The 17,848-nt window shown below is 73.1% G+C and carries 16 protein-coding genes, 1 pseudogene and 1 riboswitch; of the genes and pseudogenes, 7 read left to right on the top strand and 10 right to left on the bottom strand.

From position 1 onward, the window contains the following. Positions 1-612: 612 nt before the first annotated feature. Positions 613-1,755, bottom strand: a complete 1,143-nt coding sequence (serC, locus tag AC4H2H_RS09970; RefSeq protein WP_494370653.1) for a phosphoserine transaminase — start codon at positions 1,753-1,755, stop codon at positions 613-615. A gap of 158 nt (positions 1,756-1,913) precedes the next feature. Between serC and AC4H2H_RS09965 the strand changes: the two genes are divergently transcribed. The 3 genes from AC4H2H_RS09965 to AC4H2H_RS09955 all read left to right on the top strand — a co-directional run bounded on the left by AC4H2H_RS09965 (position 1,914) and on the right by AC4H2H_RS09955 (position 4,894). Further along, positions 1,914-2,633 carry an iron-dependent transcriptional repressor DtxR gene (locus AC4H2H_RS09965; protein ID WP_494370652.1) on the top strand — a complete coding sequence of 240 codons (720 nt, stop codon included), beginning with the start codon at positions 1,914-1,916 and terminating at the stop codon, positions 2,631-2,633. A gap of 138 nt (positions 2,634-2,771) precedes the next feature. Beyond that, positions 2,772-2,962, top strand: a riboswitch (cyclic di-AMP (ydaO/yuaA leader). A gap of 50 nt (positions 2,963-3,012) precedes the next feature. Continuing rightward, entirely contained in the window at positions 3,013-3,777 is a 765-nt protein-coding gene (locus AC4H2H_RS09960) for a C40 family peptidase (protein WP_494370651.1), read from the top strand. Between the two features lie 175 nt (positions 3,778-3,952). Next, entirely contained in the window at positions 3,953-4,894 is a 942-nt protein-coding gene (locus AC4H2H_RS09955) for a universal stress protein (RefSeq protein ID WP_494370650.1), read from the top strand. A gap of 8 nt (positions 4,895-4,902) precedes the next feature. Here the strand turns inward: AC4H2H_RS09955 and AC4H2H_RS09950 are convergent, their stop codons facing one another. Both AC4H2H_RS09950 and AC4H2H_RS09945 read right to left on the bottom strand, forming a co-directional pair. Further along, positions 4,903-5,754 (bottom strand): ABC transporter permease, encoded by an 852-nt coding sequence (locus AC4H2H_RS09950; RefSeq protein ID WP_494370649.1) that lies wholly within the window; start codon positions 5,752-5,754, stop codon positions 4,903-4,905. After that, a complete protein-coding gene (locus AC4H2H_RS09945) occupies positions 5,754-6,755 on the bottom strand; it encodes an ATP-binding cassette domain-containing protein (RefSeq protein ID WP_494370648.1) in 1,002 nt (333 codons plus the stop codon). The genes AC4H2H_RS09950 and AC4H2H_RS09945 overlap by 1 nt, the downstream gene beginning before the upstream one ends. 1,109 nt (positions 6,756-7,864) lie before the next feature. Between AC4H2H_RS09945 and AC4H2H_RS09940 the strand changes: the two are divergent. Continuing rightward, positions 7,865-9,033 (top strand): annotated as a pseudogene (locus AC4H2H_RS09940) (IS30 family transposase). Positions 9,034-9,073: 40 nt separating this feature from the next. Here the strand turns inward: AC4H2H_RS09940 and AC4H2H_RS09935 are convergent. From AC4H2H_RS09935 to AC4H2H_RS09925, 3 genes are read right to left on the bottom strand one after another with little or no spacing between them, the layout of a single operon-like run. Further along, positions 9,074-10,411: an aspartate aminotransferase type Ic gene (locus AC4H2H_RS09935; protein ID WP_494370647.1), complete on the bottom strand. Its 1,338-nt coding sequence runs from the start codon at positions 10,409-10,411 to the stop codon at positions 9,074-9,076. A gap of 10 nt (positions 10,412-10,421) precedes the next feature. Next, a complete protein-coding gene (gene rocD / locus AC4H2H_RS09930; RefSeq protein ID WP_494370646.1) occupies positions 10,422-11,654 on the bottom strand; it encodes an ornithine--oxo-acid transaminase in 1,233 nt (410 codons plus the stop codon). After that, positions 11,651-12,595 carry a dimethylarginine dimethylaminohydrolase family protein gene (locus tag AC4H2H_RS09925; RefSeq protein WP_494370645.1) on the bottom strand — a complete coding sequence of 315 codons (945 nt, stop codon included), beginning with the start codon at positions 12,593-12,595 and terminating at the stop codon, positions 11,651-11,653. The genes rocD and AC4H2H_RS09925 overlap by 4 nt, the downstream gene beginning before the upstream one ends. Positions 12,596-12,898: 303 nt before the next feature. Here AC4H2H_RS09925 and AC4H2H_RS09920 point away from each other — a divergent pair, with 303 nt between their 5' ends. Next, the gene (locus AC4H2H_RS09920; RefSeq protein WP_494370644.1) at positions 12,899-13,792 is read left to right on the top strand and encodes a PadR family transcriptional regulator; all 894 of its coding nucleotides are present in this window, start codon (positions 12,899-12,901) and stop codon (positions 13,790-13,792) included. A 90-nt stretch (positions 13,793-13,882) separates the two neighbouring features. Here the strand turns inward: AC4H2H_RS09920 and AC4H2H_RS09915 are convergent, their stop codons facing one another. The 4 genes from AC4H2H_RS09915 to AC4H2H_RS09900 all read right to left on the bottom strand — a co-directional run bounded on the left by AC4H2H_RS09915 (position 13,883) and on the right by AC4H2H_RS09900 (position 16,260). Next, positions 13,883-14,368, bottom strand: coding sequence for an SRPBCC family protein (locus AC4H2H_RS09915; protein WP_494370643.1), 486 nt, complete (start codon positions 14,366-14,368; stop codon positions 13,883-13,885). A gap of 86 nt (positions 14,369-14,454) precedes the next feature. Beyond that, positions 14,455-15,372, bottom strand: a complete 918-nt coding sequence (locus AC4H2H_RS09910) for a hypothetical protein (protein WP_494370642.1) — start codon at positions 15,370-15,372, stop codon at positions 14,455-14,457. A gap of 23 nt (positions 15,373-15,395) precedes the next feature. Further along, positions 15,396-15,908 (bottom strand): OsmC family protein, encoded by a 513-nt coding sequence (locus AC4H2H_RS09905; RefSeq protein ID WP_494370641.1) that lies wholly within the window; start codon positions 15,906-15,908, stop codon positions 15,396-15,398. 88 nt (positions 15,909-15,996) lie between these two features. Then, on the bottom strand, positions 15,997-16,260 hold the full coding sequence (locus AC4H2H_RS09900) for a GlsB/YeaQ/YmgE family stress response membrane protein (protein WP_494370640.1): 264 nt from the start codon (positions 16,258-16,260) through the stop codon (positions 15,997-15,999). Positions 16,261-16,391: 131 nt separating this feature from the next. Between AC4H2H_RS09900 and AC4H2H_RS09895 the strand changes: the two genes are divergently transcribed. Next, positions 16,392-17,210: a thymidylate synthase gene (locus tag AC4H2H_RS09895; protein ID WP_494370639.1), complete on the top strand. Its 819-nt coding sequence runs from the start codon at positions 16,392-16,394 to the stop codon at positions 17,208-17,210. Between the two features lie 18 nt (positions 17,211-17,228). Further along, complete coding sequence (locus tag AC4H2H_RS09890) at positions 17,229-17,834, top strand: dihydrofolate reductase (RefSeq protein WP_494370638.1); 606 nt, start codon at positions 17,229-17,231, stop codon at positions 17,832-17,834. Positions 17,835-17,848: the final 14 nt, after the last annotated feature.

Raw genomic sequence — 17,848 nt, 5'->3', positions numbered from 1 at the left:
TACGTCGTCCCGCCCTGGTCTTCGCTCACCCGGGCGAACCGCCCGCGGGGCCGGTATTCGCCGCCTCGCCGCCGCCTCCCCTGTGCCGGCGCGTCGCAGCTGGCCCGGTAGGCCGCAGCTTCCTGCGGTCGACGCCCGAGCCCTGGGGCCGCCGTCGAGCACGACATGACGCGCGGTCGAACACGACCTGAAGGTCGCCCGGCCCCGGTTGACGACACTGAGGTCGTGTTCGGCGCGCGACGATCGTCTGACCTTGTCGAGCAGGCCACGGCACCACCTCGACCGACCAGGCCTCTACCTCGGCGGACCATGCCTCTACTTCGGCTGCCCGGGGCCTGTCGCCGGGCCGGCTAACCGGGTGAGGGGACGGCTGAGCGGTGGGGGTGGGCTCGGTGGCGAAAGGGCGTCAGAGCCGCGCTCCTCAGACCCACGCCCGAAAGCCCACGGCGACGGCGCGGCAGCCCCGAGCGCCGAGACCACCCCCACCTCGGACCCGACCACGCGGGCCTGAGACCCGACCACGACCCGCGGACCCGACCACGCGGGATGAGACCCGACCGCCCCCGTAGCGGACCCGAGTACGACGACGGCGCGGGCGCCGCCCGCGCGGCCTCAGGCGAGGTGGGCGACGACGTGGTCGACGCAGGCGGTGAGGGCGCGGACGTCGTCGGGCTCGACCGCAGGAAACATTGCGACACGGAGCTGGTTGCGGCCCAGCTTGCGGTAGGGGAAGACGTCGAGGATCCCGTTCGCGCGCAGGGCCGCGACGACGGCGGTCGCGTCGATCGAGTCGCTGAGGTCGATCGTGCCGACGACGGTGGACCTCTGCGCCGGGTCGGTGACGAACGGCGTCGCCCACTCGCGGGACTCTGCCCAGCCGTACAGGTGCGCGGCCGACTCGGCGGTCCGGGCCGCGGCCCACGGGAGGCCGCCGTTGCCGAGGATCCACTCGACCTGCTCCGCGAGCATGACGAGCGTCGCGATCGCCGGGGTGTTGAGGGTCTGGTCCTGGCGCGAGTTCGCCGCAGCCGTGCGCAGCGAGAGCGACTCGGGCACCCAGCGCGTGCCGCTCGACTCGACCTCCTCCGCGCGCGCGAGCGCGTCGGGGGAGCACAGGGCGAGCCACAGGCCGCCGTCGGACCCGAAGACCTTCTGCGGTGCGAAGTAGTAGACGTCGGTCTCCGCGACGTCCACCGGGAGCGCGCCGGCGCCCGACGTCGCGTCGACGAGCGTGAGCGCGCCGCGGTCCCGCGAGCCGGGTACGCGGCGGACGGGGGCCATGGCGCCCGTGGAGGTCTCGTTGTGCGGCCAGGCGTGCGCGTCGACGTCGTCGGCCGGCGCGGGCAGGGCGACGGTGCCCGGGGCGGCGGTGATGACCTGTGACGGCTCGAGGAAGGGCGCGGCGGTCGTCGCGGCGGCGAACTTGGCGCCGAACTCCCCGAACGCCGCGTGCTGCGCCTTCGTGCGGACGAGGCACGCCGTGGCCACGTCCCAGAACGTCGTCGAGCCACCGTTGCCGAGCACGACCTCGTAGCCGTCGGGCAGGGCGAAGAGCTCCGCGAGACCCTCGCGCGTGCGGCGCACGAGCGACCGGACCGGCGCCTGGCGGTGCGACGTCCCGAGGAGGGAGGCACCGGCGTCGGACAGGGCGCGGACCTGCGCCGCACGGACCTTGCTCGGCCCGGACCCGAAGCGGCCGTCGCTCGGCAGCAGGTCGGCGGGGATCGTGATCGGGGTGTTCGCAGGCTCGGGCACAGCGTCACGATACGCGGTCCGCCACGAGGGGCCCCGCGCCGTCCCCAGGGCGGGTCACGGCCGCGCCATAGACTGTCCCCAGCGGCCCGCCGGTGCGGGCAGGTGCCCCCGGGGCGGGTGAGTCGGCGCCCCGAGCCGACGAGCGACAGGAGCGTGACGTGACCGATCTGATCGATACCACCGAGATGTATCTGAAGACGATCTACGAGCTCGTGGAAGAGGGCATCGTCCCGCTGCGCGCGCGCATCGCGGAGCGCCTCGGGCACTCGGGTCCCACGGTGTCGCAGACGGTCGCGCGCATGGAGCGCGACGGGCTCGTGGTGGTGACGGGCGATCGGCACCTCGAGCTCACGCCCGCCGGCAACGACAAGGCGACGCGCGTCATGCGCAAGCACCGCCTCGCCGAGCGACTGCTGACCGACGTCATCAAGCTCGACTGGGAGTACGTGCACACCGAGGCGTGCCGCTGGGAGCACGTCATGAGCGAGCTCGTCGAGGAGCGGCTCATCGGACTGCTCGACCACCCGCACTTCGACCCCTACGGCAACCCGATCCCGGGACTCCCGGAGCTCGGTGAGCAGTTCGAGGAGGTCGACTTCCTCGAGGGCGTCGTGTCGCTCCCGGCCTACGTGCGCGAGCGCGCGGGGACGCGCTCGGGCGAGGAGGGGCTGCGTGTCGTGCTGCAGCGGATCGCCGAGCCGATCCAGGTCGACGTCGAGCTCCTGTCCCGGTTCGCGGAGGCCGGGGTCCTGCCGCGCCGCACGCTCGTCGTGCGCCCCGAGGTGGACGGCACGCTCAGCGTCCAGGGCGAGGGCGCCGAGGTCGTGCTGGACCTCCCCGACGAGGTGGCCCGCCACCTGTTCGTCGCCCGCGGGTAACCCGACGATCTCGGCGATACCGCTCCTGACCTGCAGGAATACGGGCGCCCACCCCCGGTCGTCATCGAAACGTGACTTTTGCCGGGGCGTCCTGTACGGTCGGTGCTGCTCCATCGGAATACTCATCCGAGGGAGTCCTCGAGCGGAACGCCGAACCCTGTCACCGCGAGAGGCCCACGACGACCCGAAGACAGGGGCGGGGGACCCAATAACCGGGTACCGGAGACGGTGCCCTTGGGGTGAAGCCCGACAGACCTCGGTCTGCCAGGCCGGGTGACTCTTCCACCCGAACCCGACAGCTGACCTCGTAGGCGTCATGGAGAGGCACAAAGTGACCGTGAGCTCGACTCGCGCCCGCCACCGCGCGGCGCGGCGTCCAATGACGCCACTCAGCACCATCGCCCAGGCCGCCTCGGACCAGATGTCGACGGTCGGTCGCCGCACCGCCGTCGTCGCCGCGTCCTCGGGCCTCATCGTCTCGATGATCGGCGCCGCCGCCCCCGCGACGGCAGCACCCGTCGACAACGAGTCCGGCAAGCTCAACGCCGTCGACCTCAGCGCTCTCACCGCGCAGGCGCGCCAGGCGCTCGAGGCCGCCCCCGTCGTGACCGTCGCATCCGACGCGACGTTCACCGTCGAGCAGGCGCCCGTGGCCGTGACCCCGGCTCCCGAGCCGGAGCCCGAGCCCGAGCCGGAGCCGGAACCCGTCCGCACCACGCAGACGAGCCGCACGCAGGAGCGTCAGTCCACCTCCGACGAGGCCGAGGCGCCCGCGCAGGAGCAGGCCGCCGTCGAGGTCCCGGCCTCCGCCTACGGCTCCTCGATCGTCTCGGTCGCCGCCCGCTACGTGGGCGTCCCGTACGTCTACGGCGGCACCACCCCGGACGGTTTCGACTGCTCCGGCTTCACGAGCTACGTGTACGCCCAGGTCGGGATCAACCTCCCGCGCACGTCGGGCGCCCAGGGCTCGGTCGGCACCAAGGTCTCGCGCGACCAGGCGCAGCCGGGCGACCTCATCTGGACCCCGGGTCACGTCGCCATCTACGCCGGCGACAACATGATGATCGACGCACCGCGTCCCGGGAAGTCCGTCGAGTTCCGTCAGATCTGGCAGTCGAACCCGACGTTCATCCGCGTCGCCTGATCTCCAGGGCCCGTCGAGCCCGATCCACGAACCCCGTCCCTCGCGAGTCGTCGCGAGGAGGCGGGGTTCGTGGCATTCTTGACTCGTTCATGACCCGTGGTGGACGGACGGCGGGTCTTCGTCTCGGTCGGGCGTCTCGGATCGCTGCACCCGGCCGTCGAGAGGAGTGTCACCGATGACCCGCACCGAATCCGTCCTGGTCGGCGTCGACGGGTCGGCGCCGAGCCTCCACGCGCTCGACTGGGCCGCCGCCTACGCGCGGCAGGTCGGATGGCCCCTGCACGTCGTGTGCACGTACTCGCTGCCGTCCTTCACCGCGGCGTCCCTCGACGGCGGCTACGCGGCGCTCGACGACACGGCCATCCAGGAGGGCGCGCGCGCCGTGCTCGAGGAAGCCCGGGCGAGGGCGGAGGCCGCAGGCGTCCGGACGACCGCGACCGTCACCACCGGTGACGCGGCGGGCGTGCTCGTCGAGATGTCGCGCGAGCACTCGCTCGTCGTCGTCGGCACGCGCGGCCGCGGCGGGTTCACCGAGCGGCTCCTCGGTACCGTGTCGTCCGCGCTGCCCGCCCACGCCCACTGCCCGACCGTCGTCGTGCCCTTCCGCACCGGAGGCAAGGGAGGCGACGGTGGTTCGCAGGAGCTGCCGGAGATCAAGCCGCTCCGGCGCGTCGTCGTCGGGGTCGACGGCTCGCCGTCGGCCGAGATCGCGCTGCGCCACGCGATCCGCCAGGCGCGGGCCTGGGGTGCCGAGCTCGTCGCGGTCGCCGGGGTCCCCGTGGGTGCCGGCGCCGGCCTGCTCGCGTGGCTGCCCGCCTCGATCGACCACGAGCAGGTCCTCGCGGACGTCACCGAGGGGCTCAACGTCATCATCGACCGGCACGAGGCAGAGCACCCGGGGCTCAAGATCAAGCGCATCGTCCTGGACGGCACCGGCGCCGAGCTGCTCACCGAGTTCTCGACGGCGTCCGACCTGATGGTGGTCGGGTCGCGTGGCCGCGGTGGGTTTCGCGGGCTGCTCCTCGGGTCCACGAGCCAGGCCGTCCTGCACCACTCGGCGTGCCCGGTGATGGTCGTGACGAAGAAGTGCGACGACGAGGAGACGCCGGCGAGCTGAGGCTGGCGTCAGCTCCGGTTGCGGTAGAGGCGCATCGTGATCGGGGCGAGGACCGCCGTCAGGACGACGGACGCCACGAGGACCCACATGATCCCCTGCATGTCCGGCTCGCCGGCCATCAGGCTGCGGACCGCGGTCACCAGGTGCGTCACCGGGTTGACGTCGACGAAGCGTTGCAGCACCACGGGCATCGTCGACGGGTCGACGAAGATGTTCGACGCGAACGTCAGCGGCATGAGCACGAGCATCGACGTGCCCATGACCGCGTTGGGCGAGCGCAGCACGAGCCCGAGCGCCGTGAACACCCAGCTCAGGGCGAACGCGAACACGAGGAGCAGCACGACCCCGAGCACGACCCCCACGGCGCCGCCCGGCGGCCGGAAGCCCAGCACCAGGCCGAGCGCCAGCGTGACGATCGACGCGATCGTGTAGCGCACGGTGTCGCCGAGCAGCGCGCCGACGATCGGTGCCGGGCGCCACACGGGCAGCGACCGGAAGCGGTCGAACACGCCCTTGCTGATGTCGGTGTTCATCGTGTAGCCCGTGTAGATCGTCGTGAAGAGCACGGCCTGCACGAGGATGCCGGGCAGCAGGAACTGCAGGTAGCTCGTCACGTCGCCGGCGAGCGCGCCGCCGAACAGGTACGTGAACATGAGCGTGAAGATGATCGGCGAGACGGTGACGTCGAAGAGCTGCTCGGGCACGTGCTTGATCTTGAGCAGTGCGCGCCACGTATAGGTCAGCGTCGCGGACACCGGCGAGGGCCGGTCCGGCCTCCGGTCGAGCGCGACGGCGGCGCGCAGCGCGTTCGCCTCAGGAGCCCGCAGGTCCGCGGCGGTGGTGGTGGGATCGACGGCCATCAGGCCACCTCCTCGATCGTCTCGTCGTCCTCGACAGGCTGGCCCGTGAGCGCGAGGAACACCTCGTCGAGGCTCGGCTGGCCCAGGGTGAACTCCGGCACGACGATGCCCTGGTCGCCGAGCGCCGGGAGGATGCGTGCGACCGCGAGCGTGCCGTCGTCGGGCACGCGGGCCGAGAAGGCGTACGGGTCGTTGGCGAGCGAGACCTCCGTGCCCAGGAGCCCTCCGACGACCTCCGCCGCACGGCCGCGCTGCGTCGCGTCGGCGAGGCGCAGCGTGACGGCACCCTCGCCCACGGAGCGCTTGAGCTCCGTCGCCGTGCCCTCCGCGATGACCTTGCCGTGGTCGATCACGGCGATGCGGTCCGCGAGCTGGTCCGCCTCCTCGAGGTACTGCGTCGTGAGCAGGACCGTCGCGCCGTCGGCGACGAGCACGCGCACGATGTCCCACACCTGGTTGCGGCTGCGCGGGTCGAGCCCGGTCGTCGGCTCGTCGAGGAAGATCACGCGCGGGCTCATGACGAGGCTCGCCGCGAGGTCGATGCGGCGCCGCATGCCGCCCGAGTACGTCTTGACCTGGCGGTCACCCGCGTCGCCGAGGCCGAACGCGTCCAGCAGGTCCGCGGAACGCTTGCGCGCCGTCCCGCCGAGGAACCCGTAGAGCCGCGCGAGCATCACGAGGTTCTCCGTGCCCGTGAGGTCCTCGTCGACCGACGCGTACTGTCCCGTGAGCCCGACGACGGAGCGCACCTTGTCGGCGTCGTGCACGACGTCGTGGCCCAGCACGCGCGCCGTGCCCGCATCCGGCCGCAGGAGCGTCGCCAGCATCCGCACGGCAGTGGTCTTTCCCGCGCCGTTCGGCCCGAGGACACCGAAGACAGTTCCCTCAGGGATGAGCAGGTCGACGCCGTCCACGGCCTTGGTCACCGACTTGCCGGTCGTGAAGTGCTTGACGAGGCCACGTGCCTCGACGGCGAGGTCGCCGCTTGCAGTGTCGGTCATGTCCCCTCCGCGGGATGGTCGTTCGCCGGTGCCGACGAGCCGCCCGGGTCTCCGAGCCACCCACCACCGACCGTCCGGGCCGGCAGAACTCATCGGTCGCGCACGAGTTCCATCGTGCGCCGGGTCGGGGTCCCAAGACCAGTGAGATTCGTCAGGGGCATAACTCGATCGCCGCCGCGTTCGGAGGGTCGCGGTGCTCGGGGCGTGCTGGGCGGTTCGTGGTCGGGTCCGCGGGTGGGGCGACGCCGGTGCTCGGGCTGGGTCGGGCGTTCTGTGGTCCGGTCCGCGGGTGGGGCAGCGTCGGTGCTCGGGCTGGGTCGGGCGTTCTGTGGTCGGGTCCGCGGGTGGGGCAGCGTCGGTGCTCGGGCTGTCCGCGCCGTCACCATGGCCTGTCGGGCATGGGTCTTGGGAGCGCGGCCTTGACGCCCTTCGCATCCGACGCCGCCCCACCCGCTCAACCATCACCTCAACCCTGGCAGACGCCCGGGCCCGGGGTCCCGCCGAAGTAGAACCCTGGTCGGCCGACGACGGCGGTGGGCGGGGAGCTGACCAGGTGTCACGCCGTCGCGTTGTCGAGAAGTGAGAAACAGCCCTGGAATCGCGCGAACCTGGGGCCGTTTCTCACTTCTCGACGACACCGAGCCCGGTGGCTCGTGCGGGCGAGCCCGCCGACCCGCCCGGCCCAGCACCAGGTGGGCCGTCCACCCGGGTGCGAGCGCCCCGTCCCGCCCGGTCGAGCATGCGGTCGCGGCCCGTCAGGCGCCCGGGACGAGCCGCAACGGCATGTTCGGCGTAGCCCGGGCCGCCCAGGTGAGCGAAGACCAGGGCGAGACGACGCCGGGCGGGGTGGGTGGGGGCGCCGCGTCGTGGTCGGGCCTGGCGGGAGCCGCGAGGAACGAGCGGCGGATGGTAGACGCGGCGCCCCCACCCACCCCGACCACCCAACCCCGCCACGCGCCGTCCGACACAAGAACCAGAGTTCTACCTCGCGCGACCACGGTTCTACCTGGGCCGACCACGGTTCTACGTCGCGCGACCAGGGTTCTACCTCGGCCGACTGCGGGGCGGGCTCAGGGCGTCGTGCGAACACTTGAGGATTGGAGTGTTCGATGGTTCGTGGTGGTGTTCCGGTGTCGCGGTCGTTGCGGCGGGTGTTCTGGCGGCGGGTGCGCGAGTGTGGGGATCTGGGGGTCGCGGCCGCGGCCGCGGGTGTCTCGGCGCGCACGGGGCAGGCGTGGTTCGCTGCGGCTGGTGGGATAGCGGACGTGTCGTTGAAGGAGCCGGGTAAGCGGAATCTGACGTTGGACGATCGGGTTGAGATCTCGTTGCTCGCCGCGCAGGGCGCTGGGGTGCGTCAGATCGCGCGCCGGTTGGGTCGTTCGGCGTCGGGGATCAGTACGGAGCTGCGGGCGGGACGTAGCCCGGACGGGGTGTATCGGCCGCAGATCGCGCACCAGCGCGCGGCCGAGCGCATGTCTCGGCCTCAGGCGCGCAAGCTGGAGACGAACCCGCGGCTGGCGGCCTGGGTCGGCGACAAGCTGGACGGGGACGAGCGGTGGAGCCCGCAGCAGATCGCGAACCGGTTGAAGACCGACTTCCCCGAGGATGAGTCCATGCGCATCAGCCACGAGACGATCTACCAGGCGTTGTACGTCCAGGGCCGTGGCGGGCTGCGCAAGGAGCTGACCAGCGCGCTACGCACCGGACGGACTCGGCGAACGCCGCGTTCGCGGACCAGCGACGGGCGTCGCGCCCGGGTCCCGGACGAGGTGCTGATCGCCAACCGGCCGGCCGAGGTCACCGACCGGGCCGTGCCCGGCAACTGGGAGGGCGACCTGATCATGGGGACCGCGAACCGGTCGGCGATCGGGACCCTGGTCGAGCGCACCACCCGGTTCACGATCTTGCTGCACCTGCCCCACGGGCACCGCGCCGAACACGTCCGCGACGCGATCGCCGCCCAGATCACCGACCTGCCCGCGCACCTGCGCAAGTCCTTGACCTGGGACCAGGGCGCCGAGATGCTACCAGCGCACACATCAAGATCATCGACGACCTCGACCTATGGTTCTGCGACCCGCACTCGCCCTGGCAGCGCGGCACGAACGAGAACACCAACGGCCTGGCCCGTCAGTACTTCCCCAAAGGCACCGACCTGTCCCAACACCCCGCGACACGCCTGGACGAAGTCGCCGCAGCACTCAACCGCCGACCCCGCCAAACCCTCGGCTGGGCAACCCCCGCCGAAGCCTTCACCAAGCTACTGTTAGCCGCCTGAAACAGCCCCTGTTCGCAGGACGACTTGAAACCGCCCGGTTCTACCTCGCGCGGGCGGCGTGCTCCGCGGCGGCGAGGAGGACGCAGGTCGCGACACCGTTCATGGCGACGCGGACCTCCTCGATCGGGGGAAGGGTCGGGGCGAGGCGCAGGACCTTGTCCTCGGGGTCCTTGCCGTAGGGGAAGGGTGCGCCGGCGGGGGTGAGGGCGATGCCCCCGTCCTTCGCGAGCTCGACGACGCGCGACGCCGTGCCGGGCACGACCTCGAGGGTGACGAAGTAGCCGCCCTTCGGCTCGGTCCACGACGCGACGCCGGCGTCGCCGAGGCGCTCGGCGAGGATGCTCGTGACGGCGTCGAACTTGGGCGCGATGATGTCGCGGTGCTTGCGCATGTGCGCTCGCACGCCGTCGGCGTCGCCGAAGAAGAGCGCGTGGCGGAGATGGTTGACCTTGTCCGGGCCGATGGACTGGGCGGACAGGTGCTTCTTGTACCAGGCGACGTTCGCGGGGGACGCTCCGAGGAACGACACGCCGGCGCCGGCGAAGGTGATCTTGGACGTCGAGGCGTAGAGGATCACGCGGTCGGGGTTGCCGGCCTCGGCGGCGAGGCCGAGAGCGTCGGCACCTGCGACCTCGTCGTCGGTGAGGTGGTGCAGCGCGTACGCGTTGTCCCACAGGATGCGGAAGTCGGGGGCGGCGGTCGGCATCGAGACGAGCGCGCGCGCGACGGCCTCCGAGACGACCGACCCGTCCGGGTTCGCGTACGTCGGCACGACCCACATGCCCTTGATGCTCGGGTCGTCGGCGACGAGGGCCGCGACGGCGTCGGCGTCGGGTCCGTCGGCGGTCATCGGGACGGTGACCATCTCGATGCCGAACGCCTCGCACACCGTGAAGTGGCGGTCGTAGCCGGGCGCGGGGCAGATCCACCGGACGGTCTCCTCGCGGCCCCACGGCCGCTCGGACCCGGGCACGCCGAAGAGCATCGCGTACGCGAGGGTGTCGTACATGAGCGTGAGGCTCGCGTTGCCGCCGGCGAGGAGCTGCTCGACCGGCACGCCGAGCAGCTCGGCGAAGATGCGGCGCAGCTGGGGCAGCCCGTCGATGCCGCCGTAGTTGCGGACGTCGGTGCCGTCGGCGTCGGTGTGCACGCCCTCACCCGGGAGCGCGAGCAGAGCCTCGGAGAGGTCGAGCTGCTCGGCCGACGGCTTGCCGCGCGTGAGGTCCAGCTTCAGTCCCAGCGCCTGCAGGTCCGCGTAGGCGCGGCGCAGGTCGTCGAGCGACGTCGCGAGGTCGGTCGCACGGTCGGCCTCAGGGGCGGTGGCGCCGGCGGTGGGGACGTCGGCAGGGGCGGTGGGCTCGGGCTGCGCGGTGGTCACCCTCCGGACTCTACCGACCGCGCGCGAGCCCCGTGAGCGCATTCTCCAGGGCGGACAGGCCGGTCTCGAGGTCGTCCTCCGTGATGGTCAGCGGGGGCGCGAGCCGGATGGTCGAGCCGTGCGTGTCCTTGGCGAGGACGCCGCGCGCGAGCAGCGCCTCGCACAGGTCGCGGCCCGTCCCGCGCGCGGGGTCGAGGTCGATCCCCGCCCACAGCCCGAGTCCGCGCACGCCGTCGAGCAGCCCGGCCTCCACGAGCGCGAAGAGCCGTGCGTGCAGGACGCCGCCGCGCTCGCGCGCCCGACGTTGCGGCTCGCCGGTGGCCAGCAGCTCGACGACGGCGAGGCCCACCGCGCACGCGAGGGGGTTCCCCCCGAACGTGCTCCCGTGCGTGCCAGGCGTGAGCACCTCGAGCACGTCGCGCCGCCCGACGACGGCGGACACCGGCAGGATCCCGCCACCGAGCGCCTTGCCGAGCGTCACGAGGTCGGGCCGCACGGCCCACGTCTCGGTGGCGAGGGTCGCACCGGTGCGGCCGAGGCCGGACTGGATCTCGTCGGCGACGAGCAGCACGTCGCGCTCGGCGGTGATCGACCGCAGCCGTGGCCAGTAGTCCGCGGGCGGCACGACGACGCCCGACTCGCCCTGGATCGGCTCCATCAGCACGGCGACGGTCGTCTCGTCGATCGCGGCCGCCACAGCCTCGGCGTCGCCGTACGGGACGAGCCGGAACCCGGGTGTGTACGGGTCGAACCCCGCGCGCGCGTCGGGGTCGTCGGAGAAGGACACGATCGTCGTCGTGCGCCCGTGGAAGTTCCCCGAGCCGACGACGATCGTCGCCTCCCCGGGCGGCACGCCCTTGACGTCGTAGCCCCACTTGCGCGCCGTCTTGATCGCGGTCTCGACTGCCTCCGCGCCGGTGTTCATGGGAAGCACCATCGCGTCGTCACCGCCCGTGGTGAGCGGCCCGACGAGCGCGGCGAGCGCGTCGGCGAACGGGTGCAGGAGGTCGTGGTCGAACGCGCGCGACGTGAGCGTCACGCGCCCGAGCTGGTGGGTCACGGCCTCGACGAGCGCGGGGTGCCGGTGCCCGAAGTTCAGCGCGGAGTAGCCTGCGAGGAAGTCGAGGTAGCGGCGCCCGTGCACGTCCGTGACCCAGGACCCGTCGGCGGTCGCGACCGTCACGGGGAGCGGGTGGTAGTTGTGCGCGAGCGCGTCCGTCGCGCGGACGTCCTGCGCGGTCACGACGCGCTCCCGGACGTCGTCGCGGGCACGGGCGGGGCGGAGCGGACCTCGAGCGTGCAGCACTTCGCCCCGCCGCCGCCGCGCAGGAGCTCGGACGTGTCGACGCCGATCGTCTCGTAGCCGCGATCGCGCAGCGCTGCGGCGAGGTGCTCGGCGCGGGGGTTGAGCACCACGTGCTTCCCGTCGCTCACGGCGTTGAGCCCCAGCACGACGGCGTCCTCCTCGGTCGCGAGGTGCGCGTCGGGGAAGCGGTCGCGCAGGATCTCGCGCGCCGCGGGCGAGAACGCCGGCGGGTAGTAGGCGACGTCGACGCCGGGCGGGCCGGTCAGCGAAGGGTGCGCCGCGTCGTCGGGCACCCGCCGGCCGGGACCCTGAATGCCCGCGCCCCGCGCGCCGGGAGGCGTCCCCTCGCTCCCGCGGAGCACGATCAGCGCGGTGTCGAGGTGGTAGAAGCGCGGGTCGACGAGCTCGAGCGTCACGACGTCGCGACCCCACAGCGCGGCGGCCTCGTCGTGCGCGGCGCGGTCGGTGCGGAAGCCGGTGCCGGCGAGGACGACGTCGCCGACGGTGAGCAGGTCGCCCTCGCCCTCGTTGACGTGCTCGGCGAGGTGGGTCACGTAACCGTGGTCGGCGAACCACTTGAGGTAGGCGGGACCTTCCGGGCCGCGCTCGGGGTGGGTGAAGCGCGCGGAGTAGACGAGACCGTCGACCACGGTCGCGCCGTTCGCCGCGTAGACCATGTCGGGCAGCCCGGGGACGGGGTCGATCGTCTCGACCGTGTGCCCGAGGTCGCGGTAGGCGTCGCGCAGGCGCTCCCACTGGGCGACCGCGAGCGGGGTGTCGACCGGGTTGCGCCGGTCCATCCACGGGTTGATCTCGTAGCTCACGGTGAAGTACGTCGGCCGGCACATGAGGTAGTGCCGGGGGTGGCCTGGGCGCATCGCCGCCTCCTCGCGGACAGTCGGGCCGCGGGGGTGGTGCGGCCCGGATCGGGGCCGGGCGGGGTAGCCGCCCGGTGACCTGCTGGCTGCCAGCGTACGTCCGGCGGGCCGGCGCGTCCTGGGACCGCGCGAACGACGAGCGATCGTTGACAGCGATATTCTATCGATATATCGTTAGCGTATCGCTGAGCCAGCTCCTGGATCCGACTTCCAACGCCAGAGCGCTCGCGGTGCCCGCGAGGCCGACGGCCCGCCACCGCCCTGCGGCACACGCCTGGGGCCCACGAACAGGAGACGCATCCCATGAGCTACGCACACCAGCACCGGGGCCGTACCCCGGACGACATGTCCCAGAACTTCTCCCAGCCCTCCGGCGGGCGACCCGGGCCGCGCCCGGGCCGCCGTCGTCGTGACGGCTTCCCACCCGTGCCCGACGACGCGGCCTGGTTCCGCGGCGACGCCGGCCCCGGCCGTGGTCGCGGCGGCGCGCCGCGCAGCGGCGGTCGCGGCGGCTTCGGCGGTCCGGCCGACGGCGGCCGGGGCTTCGGCCCCGAGCGTCGCGGTGGTCCCGGCTTCGGTCCCGGTGGGCTGGGCTTCGGACCCGGGTTCGGCCCCGGCGGGCACGGCGGCCGTCGGCACGGCGGACGCGGTCCGGGCCGCGCCGGTCGCGGCGACGTCCGCGCCGCCGTCCTGCTGCTCCTGGCCGAGCAGCCCGTGCACGGCTACCAGGTGATCCAGGAGATCGCCGAGCGCAGCGAGGGCCAGTGGCGCCCGAGCCCGGGCGCGGTCTACCCCGCGCTCAACCTGCTCCAGGACGAGGGGCTCGTCGAGCTCTCGGCCGACGGCGGGCGCCGCCTCGCGACGCTCACCGAGGCGGGCACCACGTACGTCGCGGAGCACGCCGCCGAGCTCGGCGACCCGTTCGCCGACGCCGCCGGTCGCGCGGGCCGGTCCCGCCGCGAGCTGCGCGCGGGGGTCGAGGCCGTCGCCGCGGCGGTCCACCAGGTGGCCCGCACGGGCACCGACGAGCAGGCGAAGGCTGCGGCCGAGCTGCTCGAGCGCACGCGCCGCGAGCTCTACCTGGTCCTCGCCGGCCCGGCCAGCACCGACGCGGCGACGTCCGACCCGGGAGGCACCGCCTCGCCGTCGGACGCGCAGGTCGAGGATGCCCCGGTCGAGGACGAACCGACCGCCTGAGGCTCACCCCGACCCGCCGAACCCGGGGTCGTTTCCCCACCCGCAGCCGCGAGGGGGGAACGACCCCGGGTTCGGCACGTCCGGTGGCCTTCAGGGCCGAGGGTCGCGGCGGGAGAGGCGGGCGTCGAGGCGGCGCAACGAGACGTGCATCATCGCGCGCAGCGCGAGCCCGACGAGCGCTGCGGTGAAAACCCGCGGGAGGGGGCCGGCGAGGTACGCCTCCTCCCACCACACGACGCGGCAGCGACCCGGGCCGCGGGGGACGACGTCGAACCCCGCGTCGCCGAGCAGGACGGGCCCGAGCTTGCGCACGCGCGTCCTCCCCGTGCGGCCTACCACCGTGGAGGGTCGCTCGATCGCTTCGACGACCATGCGATCGGTGAACCCCGGGGCTCCGCGGTGCCCGAGCGGACCGCTCACCATCGTGAACCGGTCGCCCACCTCGGGCCCGCGCGCCGTGGGTGTCGTCATGCGGGTCAGCGGGATGAAGCGGGGGTGCGTGCGCGGGTCGGCGACCCACGCGAACGCGACCGACGCGTCGACGTCGAGGTCGCGCCCGACGGCGACGCGCCGCACGCCACGTCCGGCACCGCTCCGGACGCCGGGGGAGCCGTCGCCGAACCGCTCGCGGGGGCCTGCGTCGTCCGGAGACCCGTCGACCGTCACTCCGCGTCGCGCGCGGCGGAGCGGTCCCGCCCCCCGCGCCCCGGCAGGAGGCGACGGCGGCGGCGAGGGCTCGCGGCGTCGTCGGGCACGGCCACGAGCTGCGGCGGCGCGTCCTCGACGGGCGACTCCACGACCTCGAGCAGGCGGCCGAACACCGACGGCGGCGGGCCGAACGCGCGGCGCGACTGACCGATGACGCCGTGGCCGAGCGCACGGGCCCCTGCGACGCCGACGACCGCGCCGATGCCGAACGGGACCAGTCGCCCGATCGCGAGACCGGACTGCTTCGCGAGCTGCGTGCGCAGGAAGCGGTTGCCGAGCGCCTTGTTCACCTTGACCAGAGTCCCCGCCGGCATGCTCGTGAGCAGGACCTTGCCCCACGCGAGGCCAGATCCCTGGGTCGCACGTTCGACGTCGCGGGCCCCCTTCTCGCCGAGGACCGTGGCGAGGAGCAGGGCGCGGCGGCGAGCGACGTCGTCGACCGCGATGCCGTGCACGTCCGCGACGGCGAGCGCGAAGGCCGCCGACGACGCGAAGAACGTCGCGATGTCGCTCGACGTGAGCACGATCCCCACCCCGGTGCCCACGGCGGGGAACCCCGCCACGGCTCCCACGGCGCCGCCGGCCGCCTGGATGACGAGGAGGTACTCGCGCTCGAGGATCCGGACGATCTGCGCCGGGGTCGCCTCGGGGTTACGACGGCGCACGCTGTCCACGTGCGCGCGGATCACGTGCGACGGGATCGTCACGGCCTTGTCGAGCGCGGCGTCGAGCAGCGGGGTGGGCCGGTAGGCGGACCACTCGACGGCGTCCTTCGTCGACGCGTCGGCGGGTGGGCCCGCGGGCGGTGGCGTCCCGTACTCCGGGGCGCCGTACGGCGCGGGGGTTCTCGAGGGGTTCTGCTGGTGCGCCATGGCGCCTCCCGTCATCGCAAGCGTCAGACCTGCGTCTCGACCTGTCGGCCGGCGCCCTCCGGCTGGAGGAGGTACTCGACCTCGGCCCCGGCCTTGACCGTCCGTCCTACCGTGCACGCCTTGTCGATCGCTCGCGCGGCGACGGTGACGAGCCGGTCGCGCGCGTCGTCGTCGAGCGCGGTCAGATCGATGTCGTACGTGCCTGTGATCTTCGGGTAGCGCTCCTCCTCGAGGAGCTTGGCGCCCTCGACGTGGATCGTCACCTGGTAGTCGTCGCCGAGCCGGCGCGCGAACGTGCGGTCGGTGCTCATGCCCGCGCACGCGGCGAGGGCGATCTTCAGCAGCTCGCCGGGCGTGAACACCGCGCCCTCGCTCGCCGGGCCGATCGAGACCTGGGCGCCACGGGCCGAGTGCCCCGTGTACGTCCGGTCCCCGGTGCGCTCGACCCACAGCGGGTCGGCCGGGGCGTGGGAGGGCGGGGGGACGTCGCCCTCGTCGGCAGGGTTCAGGGCGTTCTCGGCAGGCTGGGTCGTCATACGACGATCCTCCCACTCGTCGGCTCCCGACGGACACGACGGGCCCGACGCCGTCCGGGGACGACGTCGGGCCCGTGGGGCGTGCCGGTCAGGCGTGGCTGCGGCGGGTGACCGCGCCGTAGACGCCGAGCGTGATGAGCGAGCCGAGGATCGCGAGGAGCCACGTACGGAAGTCGCCGAGGTCTCCGAGGCTCGTGCCGAACAGCACGGAGCCCAGCCAACCGCCGAGGAGCGCGCCGAGGATGCCGAGGAGGATCGTGATGATCACCGATCCGGTCTGCTTCCCCGGGAGGACCGCACGAGCGATGAGTCCCGCGACGAGGCCGAGCACGATGTAGGCGATCCAGCCCATGGTAAATCTCCGTTTCATCCGGGATGCGAGTTTCCCCCCTGCGACCGTGAACACTGGCACCGTTCTCGCGACCACGCACGTCGAGACGGTGCTCGCCGCGGTCGCGAGGGCGCGCGCCTAGAATGGCGGCCGTGGTCACCGACTCGACGTCCGCCGTCCCCACGCCCTACGAGGACCTCCTGCGCGACGTCCTCGAGCACGGGACGCCCAAGGGCGACCGGACCGGGACGGGCACGCGCAGCGTGTTCGGACGGCAGATCCGCTTCGACCTGGCACAGGGTTTCCCGCTCATCACCACGAAGCGCGTGCACCTCAGGTCGATCGCGTACGAGCTCCTGTGGTTCCTGCGCGGCGACTCCAACGTGCGCTGGCTCCAGGAGCAGGGCGTGAGCATCTGGGACGAGTGGGCGGACGTCGACGGCGAGCTCGGCCCGGTCTACGGCGTCCAGTGGCGCTCGTGGCCGACGCCGGACGGGCGGCACGTCGACCAGGTCGCCCAGGTCGTCGAGCAGATCCGCACGAACCCCGACTCGCGCCGGCACATCGTGAGCGCGTGGAACGTCGCGGAGATCGAGAACATGGCCCTGCCCCCGTGCCACGCGTTCTTCCAGTTCTACGTCGCCGACGGAAAGCTGTCGTGCCAGCTCTACCAGCGCTCGGCGGACCTGTTCCTCGGCGTGCCGTTCAACATCGCCTCCTACGCGCTGCTCGTCCACATGGTCGCCGCGCAGACCGGGCTCGAGGTCGGCGACTTCGTGTGGACGGGGGGCGACGTGCACATCTACGACAACCACGTCGAGCAGGTGCGCGAGCAGCTCACGCGCGCGCCCTACCCCTACCCGACCCTGCGCCTCGCGCCGCGCGACTCGATCGACGCGTACGAGTACGAGGACATCGAGGTCGTCGGGTACCAGCACCACCCGACGATCAAGGCGCCGATCGCGGTCTGACGCGGTCGAGCAGACGTGGTGAGGACGACGACCGGCCGTGCGCACGAGGGCCCGACGCTCGGCCTGATCTGGGCGCAGGCGCGCGACCTCGCCGGGCGGCCCGTCATCGGTGCCGGCGGGACGATGCCGTGGCACCTGCCCGAGGACCTCGCGCACTTCCGCCGGGTCACGTCAGGGCACCCCGTCGTGATGGGGCGGCGCACGTGGGACTCGTTGCCGCCACGGTTCCGGCCGCTGCCCGGGAGGGCGAACGTCGTCGTGACGCGGCAGGCGGGGTGGGTCCCCGGGGACCGGGCGTCCGACGGCGGTCGCCCCGGTGGCGCGGAGGGTGCTCCTGTGCTGGTGGCCGGGACGCCCGACGCGGCGCTCGCGGCCGCTCGCGAGGCGGCGAGGCTCGGCGGCTCGGGTGAGGTCTGGGTGATCGGGGGCGCGCAGCTCTACGCCGCGACGATCGCCGCCGCGGACCGGTGCGTCGTCACCGAGATCGACGCCGTGATCGAGGGCGACACGTTCGCCCCGGCGGTCCCGGACGGGTGGACCGCCGCCCCGGGCGAGTGGGCGTCGTCGTCCACCGGCCTGCGCTACCGCTTCGTCACCCACGCCCGCCCAACCACCACCCGCTGAGTGCATGAAATAGT

This window comes from Cellulosimicrobium sp. BMG9.22 (assembly GCF_059159975.1).
This window is presented reverse-complemented; position numbering and strand designations above follow the sequence as displayed.